Genomic DNA, 11,186 nt, shown 5'->3' on the forward strand with positions numbered 1-11,186 from the left:
GTTATTAAGGTAAAACTGTGGCTACTCATCCTGCTGCGGAACGGGCGCAGCTTCTTCATCCTGAAGAATAAACAGGTCCTCAACAGATTTTTCCAGCACCCGCGCCAGCTTGATCGCCAAAAGTGCAGACGGCATAAACTTGCCGGTCTCGATCGCATTGATAGCCTGGCGGGAAACACCCACGCGCTCCGCAAGCTCGGCCTGCGTCATTCGCCTTACCGCGCGCTCAACGCGGAGCGTATTGACTAAGGTCTGGGGTTTCGCGCTCAATCGTTGCCTCGTTTAAAGTAGGCGATTACATAATAGCGGATCAGATAAGCCAGCAGGAAAGTAGCAGATACAAAGGCGATTATCGCGGCAAATGCATTTTCAATGTGGTACCCAGGTGTGAAGTAGAAATAGGCAAATGCCACTAAACCGACCACAAATTGCGCATAAACGGCAAACTGAATAGATTCCAGCCGAAGGTTATAGAAGTACTCATCGGGCTCTCTGGTAAGAAGCAGCGAAACGATTCCGACTGCGAGCAAACACAGGGAAACATTGTTGAGAAGCGCATTGATTTCCCAGAAATTGGATGGATAAGGGTAAGAACCGTCCGCCCACGTTTGATCAGGCAAAAAGATCCTGTAAACATTGATCAGGCCTTCGGTGGAGGCAATGCAGCAGCCGAGCAGTCCGGCAAGCGCGATAAACAGGCCAGTTGCCCGGTACCGGGCGGAGAAAAGGAGCGTCATATTTCTGATTGGCTAAATGAAGAGATATGTAAAGTTCTATTTACCAAATGTAAACAAAACTTTACATTACCAACAAGCAATCGCTCAGATTTTTAATGCTGTCTTTTAAGATTTGGCTGATTGTTCTCCTTTCGATCCTTTCAGACTAAAAGGAAAACTGACCAACAATGCATGTCAAAAATTAACAACCTGTTCGAATGCAGGTTTAGGCTGGTAATTCTGGTCGAAAAGCAGCGGGTAATCCTTTCTTCCCGGCACCGGAAAATTGTCCAGCCAGGTCGCTTTGTCGGATACATTCCAGAAAGTCACGCTGGTTAAAGTGCCTTTGTATTTGCGGAAAACATCGAAGAGCATTTTGTAATGCGCAGTTTGTTTCGCGATCATCTCTGGCGTCAATTCTCCTTTGTCCGTTTCCTTCTTCGCGCGCCTTTCGTGTTCTTTTGGGTAAACAGAAACGTCCAGCTCGGTGATCTGAACTTCCAGCCCAAGACTGGCGAACTGGGAAATGGATTTTTCCAGATCGGCGCGGGTCGGTTCATAAATAGACCAGTGTCCCTGCAAGCCGACACCGTGAACCGGTACATTTTTCGCTTTCAGTTTCTTCAAAAGCTGAAATATCTTTTCTCTTTTAGCGGCGCTTTCAGTGTTATAATCATTGTAAAATAGCTTTGCATTGGGATCAGCAGCGTGGGCGTACTCAAATGCTTTCTCGATGTAATCCTCGCCGATAATCTCATAAAATTTCGATTGCCGGTAAATGCTTTCACTGGTATCCGGCACCGCCTCATTCACCACATCCCAAACATACACCCTGCCTTTGTACCGGCCCGCGACCGCATCGATATGCTGCTTCAAGCGATCCAGCAATACCTCGCGGGTAACCTGCTTTCCTTCCTTATCCGTAAAAAACCAGCCTGGTGCCTGGCTATGCCAGCACAAATTATGGCCGCGTACTTTCAGTTTATTCTTTTCAGCAAAAGCCACAATCGCATCCGCCTGCTCCCAGGCATAGCGATCCGGCTCAGGATGAATCGGCCCCATTTTCATCGCATTTTCCGGCGTAATGCTACTGAATTGCGAAGTAATCAGTTCAGCCTCTGGACCCGTCAGGTTTCTAGGAGCTACGGCTACACCAATTGGGAAGTAGTCTTTGTAGGCTGCTTTTAAGGTTTTTTGTGCTTGCGCGTTTGTGGGGTTTGAAAGTGTAAATGCTAAGGCGATGACGCAAAGTAGCTTGTTGGTGGTTGTTGATTTTTTCATAGTTTGTTTTGTTTGAAGCTATTAGCTGTTAGCTTTTAGCTGTTGGCTTTTTGAGGGTACCGTGCTTTGTCACCCTGAGCGCAGTCGAAGGGCAGGCACAGCGCTACAAACATGTTAGATGCATTGCGCACATCCCTTCGACCGCCCGGCGGCCCTGTCCGCTCAGGGTGACAAAAGGTTATACGGAGCTACCTAAACAACACCTGCGAAAACCCATGCAAATCGTGCCGCCAAACCGGCCAGGTATGTCCTCCGCGGTATTCACTATACTGATATTTAATCCCCAGTTCATCGTACTTCGAAAGCATGATCTTGCAGTTTTTATAAGCAATATCTTCCTCCCCACCCATCGAAATCCAGAAGTTTTTCAGATTGGTATTGATCGTCTTTGCATTGTCTTTCGCAAACTGATAATGCGGGCCTGACAATCCATCATTATTGGCAAACCAGCCCGAGCTGAAAACACCCAGCGACGAGAACATATCCGTGTTTTTGACACCCGCATACAAAGTCTGAATTCCTCCCATAGACAAGCCTGCCAGTGCGCGGTGCGCTGCGTCAGCTTGCACGCGGAAAGTACTTTCGACGAAAGGTATCGCCCCCATTTTCAGCTCGTTTTCAAATGCTTTGAGAAAACCGTCGCCTGCGCTGGCCATACTTCCCGGCCCCATCGGACTGCCCGGATTTCCGTCCATCATCACGATGATCATCGGTTTTGCTTTTCCCTCAGCGATCAGGTTATCAAGGATCAGGTTCGTTTTCCCCTGCGTTGCCCAGCCGCGCTGGTCTTCGCCGCCGCCGTGCAGCAGGTACAGCACAGGATACTTTTCGGTAGACCTATCGTAGCCCGGCGGGGTGTACACGTACATTTCGCGCCAGGTATTGCTGGCTTTCGAAAGGTATTTTTGGATGCGGATATCACCGTGCGGCACGTCGCGCATGGCATAGTAGCCGCCGCCGCGGAATGGGATTTCAATGCCGCTGGCCATTCTGCCCATACCGTAAAAAGTCTCGCTCGCCGGATCAGCCAGGGCCACACCGTCTATCAGCAGGGAATAGTAATGGAAACCTTCGCCAATGGAATCCGTGGTAACAGACCAGAAACCGGCGGTATCTTTTGCCATATCATACTTTTTACCTAAATCCACCTGTACTTTCTGTGCCTGCGGTGCTTTGGTGCGGAACACGACCCGGTTATCGGGCAAAATCTGCGGGTATTGTGCATTGCGGATATTGGTAGCCGCCGGTGTGCCCAGAATGGTGTATTTCGGCAAAGAAGCTACGTTGACCGGTTTGAACAAGAACTGTGAAAACATGTACAGCCCATTTTTCCAAACCTTGAAATCATGCACGCCCGGCTCCACATAATACACGTGCGGCACATCGTGCTCGAACAGATAATCGTGCGTGCGCTTGCTGAATGTGATCAGGCGGTCATTATCACCGCAGGAAATAAAGAGCAGCTTCAATTTCTTTTTCGCCTCTTCCGGATTCGGCATCAGCTCCTCGGGCTTTTTGGTATTGGGCGCGGATGAAAACCCTCCTACCCACGCAAACTTGTCCAAATTACCCAGCCCGAAGTTCAGCGACTGGCCGCCTCCCATTGACAAGCCCGCAATGGCGCGGTGCTCACGGTCGGTGAGTACCGGATATTTTTTTTCAATAAACGGGATCAGATCATTCAGCAAATCCTTTTCAAATGTCGCGAAAGCCTCCACTTTATCCGGCGCCATAATGTTGCCCGTAGCACGGTCGTCTTTCATCGCGCGTCCATTCGGCATGACCACGATCATCGGCTCTATCTTCTTTTCGGCCAGCAGGTTATCCAGGATCAGCTGCGGGTTTCCGCCTTTGAGCCACTCCTTTTCATCTCCGCCAATGCCGTGCAGCAGGTATAGTACCGGATATTTTTTCTTTTTGTTAAAACCAGGCGGCGTATACACCAGCGCCTTCCGGGCATTCCCCACGGTTTTGGACTGGTAACTGACCGAATCCAGTTTCCCGGTCGGAACTCCTTCCCGAACCGTATCGTAGCCTTTCGGCATTTCCATCTTGTTCTCCTGCGCATTTCCAATGTTCACAAACATCGTTATGCACGCGACTAGCAGCAAAATTCTCTTCATCGTATTAAATTTTAGCTTTTTAGATTTGTCAGATACGGTTTGATAGGATCAATCGAGCGGACCGATCAACTCGATAAATGTGCCGTCGGGATCTTGTACCAGCACAAAATGTGCTTTCTCGCTGAGTGCTGTGGGCGTGCTGCCCAGGAACTTCACATTCTGCTTTTTCAAGCGGTCGATCACGGGGTTCAATGCCTTTACATTGATCGTGATGTACTGCATACCTGTGTCGTCCTGGATGAATTCCGGCTTTTTGTGCCCGGCCTTCTTGCCAAAGCTCATCAGCTTCCAGTCTGTGGATTCAGGCGCATTTTCAAGTTTGAGGATATTCACTTCCACAGCCTCTCCGTTGGTCAGCCCGGAACGCTTCCCAAAATCTGCATTGATCGTAAAATTTCCGGTTTTCACCATTCCGATCCCATCTACATAAAAGTCCAGCGAGCGTTTCATATCGCTCACGACAACACCTACGCCGATGGTTTTGCTGGTAAAATTGGATTGCGCGAAGGAAACGCTACCGGTAAGCAGGAATAAGAATAACAGGTAGAATGCCGATACTGTCTTTTGCATATAATCAAATGATAACTAGTTGTTTAAAATGGTAATAAGCCTGCGGATTTATTTGGAAGCCTTTTCAAACATAGGATCATTCCCACTGTATTTCAGGTATTTAAATGACGCAGCGCTGGTGGTTTTCTCTCCCGAAGAAGTCGCATACATACCGAACAAACAACCGATAAAACCGCCCGCTTCTTTGGTACTCAGGAACTTCGCGTCGAGCTTGTCTTTGAGCAGCTGCCAGGATTTGCCTTTGGAGAAATAAAAACTATAAGTCCCGCCCTCTGCCACAATGCGCAACTTCACAGGCGCAGCTCCATTCGTTAGCGGCATTTGTGTGAGCAGTTCCATTCCCTTGTCTTTCGGGTTGCTTTTATACAGCTGGATCACAGGTTTGTTTTGGTCCACCGATTTGCTGATCAGGTAAAAATGGCGCTCATCCTGGAAAATCGTCAGGCCCGCTTTTTCCTTTTCCGATTTGGCAGAGAAATTAAGTTCCGTTTCCGTAGTGCAGTACAAATGCTGCTGGCGCTTGCCGATGAAAGAGGGATTGCCCATTTCCATGATCGTTTCCGGCTTCAATTTCAGTGTCAGGCCGCTTTTCGCAGATAATGAAAACGAGCTGCTGTCAATCGTCCGCATAAAGAGCAATGCGGGATCAAGTGATTTTTCAAACGTGAGCGTGTAACTGAAATTCCCAGCTTGCGGACGTGCGCCGGGCTGCTTCACCTCGGGGAATGCAGCTTTGTACTGGTATTGGATCTCTTTGGTATCGGGATTGATAATGGGCCACTCGTCTTTCCAGGTCACAGGCGCGATGAATGTTTCTCGGCCGGTATTGTAATAGTCTCCTTCATAAGGCCTTACCGCCAGGAAGATCGCGTACGTTTTCCCATCCGGCCCGTCCACAAACTGCGCGTGACCTGCCGAAGTCACCGGGTCTTTGCGATCCTCCGGCAATCCCCTTTGGGTTAAAATCGGGTTGTTTTCGTAAGGAACATAAGGTCCCCAGACGGATTTACTGCGAAAAACCACTTCCGTATGGTTCACAGAAGTACCGCCCTCGGCTGCATAAAGATAATACCAGCCAAACCGCTTCATAATATGCGGCGCCTCGATCCAGACAGGCTTCTGACTCAGATCCACTCCCCCATTCACCAGCTGCTTCTCCTCTCCGATCACCTTCAATGTAACCGGGTCAATTTCATAAATCCGGATCGTGCGGTGACCGGAATACAACGGTTTATGGTCCGGCGCGTCGCTGTTGTAAATGATATAGGCTTTGTTATCCTCGTCAAAAAACAGAGAAGGATCAATCCCGCGAACCTGCGGAATGCGTACGGGATTGCTCCATGGACCAGCTGGATTTTTGGCAGTCACGACAAAATTACCGTCGTGATCAATGTCGGTGCAGGTCACGTAAAAGGTACCATTGTGGTAACTGATAGCAGGTGCAAAAAGTCCGCGGGTGAGCTGTTCGCCCATAAAATCCATTTGCGACGGCCGGTCAATCACATTCCCGATCTGCTTCCAGTTTTTAAGGTCTTGGCTATGAAAAACCGGAATGCCGGGAAAGTAGGAGAATGTCGAATTGACCAGGTAATAATCCTTTCCCACCTGCACTACGCTGGGATCAGGATAGAAGCCCGTCAGTATCGGATTGACCAATGTAATCGACTGCGCCGAAGCCTGATAGCCTGCCACAAGGCACAACAAGGCGAAAACAGTCCTGAGAAAAAGCCTGTACATATTATAGTAATAACAGTTTGAAAAAATCTATTGGGCTGAGAATGCGTACACTTTACCTGCCTGTGTGGGCAGATCGTACAGCAGCGTTTCTTTTAGTGTGATTGGTTCTTTACTTGCCTTCGGTGACACAACCGGAGTCGCGATCTGGTCAGTCTGATAGAATGCATTGGTATTTTCGCCGCTCGCATTTTTCAATGTGCCGCCCGCCAGTTTCAATGCATTCGGCACGCGCAGTCGCAGGTTACCGCCCAGTTTCGAGCGGATTTCCAACTTTGTCAGCTTTGCGCCGCTCCATTGCATATTGACAATCTCAAAACCGCCGCGTGCGAGCAAGCCTGTGATGCTGCCATCTTTCCATACATCGGGCAATGCTGGCAGCAAATGCACCGCGCCGTCTGCACTTTGCATCAGCATTTCGGTAATGCCTGAGGTACAGCCAAAATTTCCATCGATCTGAAAAGGCGGGTGCGCATCGAATAGGTTGTTATAAGTGCCGCCTCCGCGATTGCTCGGCGGACTTAATTGATCCTGGATCAGTTTGTAAGCATGATTTCCATCCTGCAACCGCGCCCACCAGTTCACTTTCCAGCCCATACTCCAACCCGTGGACACGTCGCCGCGGTGATTTAAAGTGGTCCGTGCTGCCGAGAAAAGTTCAGGGTTGCGGTAAGCCGAGATCTGCGAAGCCGGGAATAATCCGTACAAATGCGACACGTGACGGTGATCATCTTTGGGATCATCCACATCGTCGAGCCACTCCTGCAATTGCCCGTACTGGCCCACATGCATCGGTGGCAGCTGGCTGCGTTTTTGGCGGAGGGTATCAACAAATGCCGCATCTTTTTTCAATATCTCCGCCGCCCGGATCGCCGAAGTAAACACGTCGAATGCGATCTGGTTATCCATCGTAGTACCCGCGTCGAGAGAAGAACCTTCATGCGCGGCAGGCGCATTTTCGGGCGAGCTGCCCGGATTGGTCACCAGCCAGTGGTATTTGGGATGTTCAATCAGGTAATCGGTGTAAAACATGGCCGAACCTTTCAGGATCGGGTAAATTTTGGCGAGGAAATTTTTGTCGCCTGTGTACAGGTAATGCTCCCATAAATGCTGGCTCGTCCAGCCGCCGCCCGCGATCCACATGCCCCAGAAAGCGCCGTCGATTGCGCCGGTTGCGCGCCAGATATCCGTATTGTGGTGCGCCATCCAGCCCCGCGCGCCGTACATCACCCTGGCAGTTTCCCGCCCGGTTTTCGAAAGTTCGCTTACCATTCTCAGAAAAGGCTCGTGCAGCTCCGACAAGTTTGTCTTCTCCGCCGGCCAGTAATTCATCTGCGCATTGATATTGATCGTGTACTTGCTATCCCAGGGCGGCATCATCTTATTGTTCCAGATTCCCTGCAAATTGGCAGGCTGCCCGCCCGGTTGCGAGCTGGAAATCAGCAGGTAACGCCCGTATTGGTAGTACAAAGTGACAAGCGCGGGATCATTCGCAGTCTTAAAGTTTTTCAGGCGCTCATCGATCGGCATCTTCGCAGCTTCACTGTTGCCCAAATCAAGCTTCACCCGATTAAAATACTTCTGATAAGCAGCTACATGCGGCTTCAAAAGTGTGTCCCAGGATTTGGAATAAGCCTTTTTCAAATACCCATCAGCCCGCGCATTTTCATCCCCGGACACTTCGTGGTAATTCGTAAAATTCGTAGCAAGAGAAATATAAATGGTCGCCGCATTCGCATCTCTGACCAAAAGCGAAGTATCATTCGCAGCTACACTACCGCCTTCATTTTTAATGCGGGTAAACGTTTTGAACCTGACTACCCCCGTGACCCCCTCGTGATCCGCCGCCCGACCCGCCAGTGTCAATTCCTTTGCAGGCGTAACCTTAATTTCGGGCTGCTTGTGCAGGGTAGAATAGGAAGCTGAAAAATTCAGTTTTCCAGGCTTATCGGCAGTCAATCGCACAACGAGCACCTGATCGGGAAATGAGGCCAGCACTTCGCGGGTGAATGAGACGCCGTCCACTTTATAGGTCGTTTTGGCCACAGCCCGCTCAATATCCAGCTCGCGGTAATAGTCCTGGTATTCATCCTGACCAGCGAAATGCAAGCGCAGCTCGCCCGCAGGCTGGAACATTTGCCCGTGCGACTTTTTAGTGATAATCGCCTGATTAGCCAGCTTTTCAGCCTCCTTTTGTTTTCCATCAAAAATCAGCTTCCTAATCTCCGGCAATGCAGCCAGCGCCGCCGGGTTATCGTTCCGGTTTGGCCCACCCGACCATAATGTACCTTCATTGAGCTGGATCCTTTCTTCCGCCACATTGCCGTACACCATTCCCCCCAGCCGACCATTGCCCACCGGCAATGCATTTTCCCAGGTTTTGCCGGAAGGTGTGTTGTACCAAAGTTTTAAAGACTTATCCTGAGAAAAAGCAGGACAAGCAATGATCAGCAAAAAGATAAAAAAGGCACTCAACTTCATAAAACGAAAATCAGATTTTAACACTCTTACCCGAAGCAACCGACTTGTAAATCGCCTCTACCACGCGGATATCGCGCAATCCTTCCTCACCCGGCGCGATCAGGTCGGTATTGTTCATTATCGCCATACAATCCTCGTCCATTTGCTTCGCCTGCTGACTTTTGATCGGGAAATTGATGATGGTACCATCTGACATACTGCCTTTGTTTCCGTTATAACCCGACTGAGGTTCCAGTTTCAGCCAGCCTTTTTCGTAATTGACCTGCAGATAATTCATATTGATGCCAAAGCTCGTCTGGCAGGAAGCCCGCGCACCGCTCGGGAAATCGAGCATAAACATCATCGTCTCTTCCACTTCCTTATAGATCTCCGGCCGCGTGGTGGAAGCCTGTGCAATTACGCTGATCGGCTCCTCGCCCGTTGCTAGTCTCGCGCCCTGCAATGCATACACGCCCATATCCCCCATTACGCCGCCACCCAGTGCCTTTTTCTGCTTCCAGTGATCGGTACGCGCGTCAAAATAACCCGCAGCGCTGTTCACCATTTTCACTTTACCGAACTTCTGGTCTTTGGCCACTTTCATGTAAGCCTGGATATTAGGGTCGTGCTGACAGCGGTAGCCGATCGCCAGCTTCACTTTGTTGGCTTTACAGGCAGCGATCATCGCCTCGCAATCTGCCACTGAAGGTGCCATTGGTTTTTCGCAAAACACGTGTTTCCCTGCTTTGGCGGCCCGCACCACAAACTCGCGGTGCATGGAAGGCGGCAGTACCACGTATACAATATCGATATCCGGATTGTCGGCAATCTTGTCGAAGTTCTGGTAGTTGTAAATGTTCTTTTCGGGAATGTTGTACTTGGTTTTCCAGGTTTCCGCTTTCGCAGGTGTTCCTGTGACTATCCCGGCGAGGTAGCATTTCTCCGTCATTTGCAGCGCAGGCGCCAGCAGGTCGGTGCTGTAATAGCCCAGCCCCACGAGTGCAATGCCGAGTTTATCTTTTTTTGGATTGGTAGAAGCAAAAAGCGGGTTTCCGGAAAAAAGGGTAGCCGCTCCGGCTAGTGACAATGTGGAGAGAAATTCACGTCTTTCAATTTGCATAGCAGATGGTGAGTTATTAAGGTTCTATGGTTTGGATCGATCCATTTTTATCACGAAGCAGTTCCCGGACTTTGATATTCCGCAAATGCGTTTTGCCCGATAATGCAGCGTCATGATAGAAAATATACCATTTATCTTTGAATTCAATGATAGAATGGTGCGTAGTCCAACCTTCTACTGGTTTCATGATCACACCTTTGTAAATAAATGGTCCGTAAGGCGTGCTGCCTTCGGCATAGCACAGCAAATGCGTGTCGCCCGTGGAGTATGAAAAATAGTATTTACCATTGAACTTGTGCATCCACGCGCCCTCAAAAAAGCGCCGGTTGTTGTCGCCCGCCAGCAGCGGCTTTCCCTCTTCATCCAGGATCTGCACATCACGCAGCGGCTCTTCAAACGTGAGCATATCCTTGCTCATTTTCGCCACCTTGGCACTTAACGCAGGCTCATTCTCGTGCCCTTTGCCCAGATCAGTCGACAAACTCTTATCATATTTTCCAGTGTGCCAGCGTTGCAGCTGTCCACCCCAGATCCCGCCGAGGTACATATAGGAAGTGCCGTCGGTATCAGTAAAAAGCGCGGGATCAATGCTGTAACTGCCGGGAATCGGCTCTGGTTGTGCTTTGAACGGACCGGTAGGCGACTTGCTCGTTGCTACGCCGATCTTGAAAACATCCAGTTTGTCTTTGGCAGGAAAATACAGGTAGTAAGTCCCGTTTTTAAATGCAGCATCCGGCGCCCACAGCTGGCGGCCTGCCCAGGGAATATCCTTTACATCGAGTGCTACGCCGTGATCCGTTACTTTTCCTGTCGGACTGTCCATAGAATAAACGTGGTAATCGCGCATGTTGAAATGCCCGCCTTCATCATCCTGCGGCACATTCGCCTCAATGTCGTGAGAGGGATAGATGTAGATCTTTCCATTGAAAACATGTGCGGAAGGATCGGCCGTGTAGAGGTCTGTTACCAGCGGCTTGATCGCGGCAGCTTTTTGCGCGTCTGCGGGGTTCAGATACGCGCCGGAAAGCAGCAAACCGAGCGTCAGAGATTTCTTAAATACTTTATTTGTCAAAATGACAATATATTTTTCAGCCATAGTACTTCTATTATCAGGATTAAAAACCCATCATTTTTCCGATATTATTTTTTAATTTATCAATGAGCAAATGTAGGTTTTCGTTG

At 49.6% G+C, this 11,186-nt stretch carries 9 protein-coding genes; all 9 read right to left on the reverse strand.

The window, feature by feature from the left end; translation table 11 throughout:
- Positions 1–21: 21 nt before the first annotated feature.
- On the reverse strand, positions 22–270 hold the full coding sequence (locus tag ASG33_RS09560; RefSeq protein WP_229238611.1) for a helix-turn-helix transcriptional regulator: 249 nt from the start codon (positions 268–270) through the stop codon (positions 22–24).
- Complete coding sequence (locus tag ASG33_RS09565) at positions 267–737, reverse strand: hypothetical protein (protein WP_056283627.1); 471 nt, start codon at positions 735–737, stop codon at positions 267–269. Before ASG33_RS09565 ends, ASG33_RS09560 begins: the two co-directional genes overlap by 4 nt.
- A gap of 174 nt (positions 738–911) precedes the next feature.
- Entirely contained in the window at positions 912–1,997 is a 1,086-nt protein-coding gene (locus ASG33_RS09570; protein WP_056283631.1) for an endo-1,4-beta-xylanase, read from the reverse strand.
- Positions 1,998–2,185: 188 nt separating this feature from the next.
- Positions 2,186–4,120, reverse strand: coding sequence for an alpha/beta hydrolase-fold protein (locus ASG33_RS09575; protein WP_056283634.1), 1,935 nt, complete (start codon positions 4,118–4,120; stop codon positions 2,186–2,188).
- A gap of 48 nt (positions 4,121–4,168) precedes the next feature.
- Positions 4,169–4,690, reverse strand: a complete 522-nt coding sequence (locus ASG33_RS09580; RefSeq protein ID WP_056283637.1) for a VOC family protein — start codon at positions 4,688–4,690, stop codon at positions 4,169–4,171.
- Positions 4,691–4,738: 48 nt separating this feature from the next.
- On the reverse strand, positions 4,739–6,427 hold the full coding sequence (locus tag ASG33_RS09585; protein ID WP_056283640.1) for a glycoside hydrolase family 43 protein: 1,689 nt from the start codon (positions 6,425–6,427) through the stop codon (positions 4,739–4,741).
- Between the two features lie 27 nt (positions 6,428–6,454).
- Entirely contained in the window at positions 6,455–8,905 is a 2,451-nt protein-coding gene (locus ASG33_RS09590) for a glycosyl hydrolase family 95 catalytic domain-containing protein (RefSeq protein WP_056283643.1), read from the reverse strand.
- A 10-nt stretch (positions 8,906–8,915) separates the two neighbouring features.
- Complete coding sequence (locus ASG33_RS09595) at positions 8,916–10,004, reverse strand: Gfo/Idh/MocA family protein (RefSeq protein WP_056283646.1); 1,089 nt, start codon at positions 10,002–10,004, stop codon at positions 8,916–8,918.
- A 16-nt stretch (positions 10,005–10,020) separates the two neighbouring features.
- Complete coding sequence (locus ASG33_RS09600) at positions 10,021–11,100, reverse strand: glycoside hydrolase family 43 protein (protein WP_082489164.1); 1,080 nt, start codon at positions 11,098–11,100, stop codon at positions 10,021–10,023.
- Positions 11,101–11,186: the final 86 nt, after the last annotated feature.

It is taken from the genome of Dyadobacter sp. Leaf189, assembly GCF_001424405.1.
In the GTDB taxonomy this organism is placed as follows: Bacteria; Bacteroidota; Bacteroidia; order Cytophagales; family Spirosomataceae; genus Dyadobacter.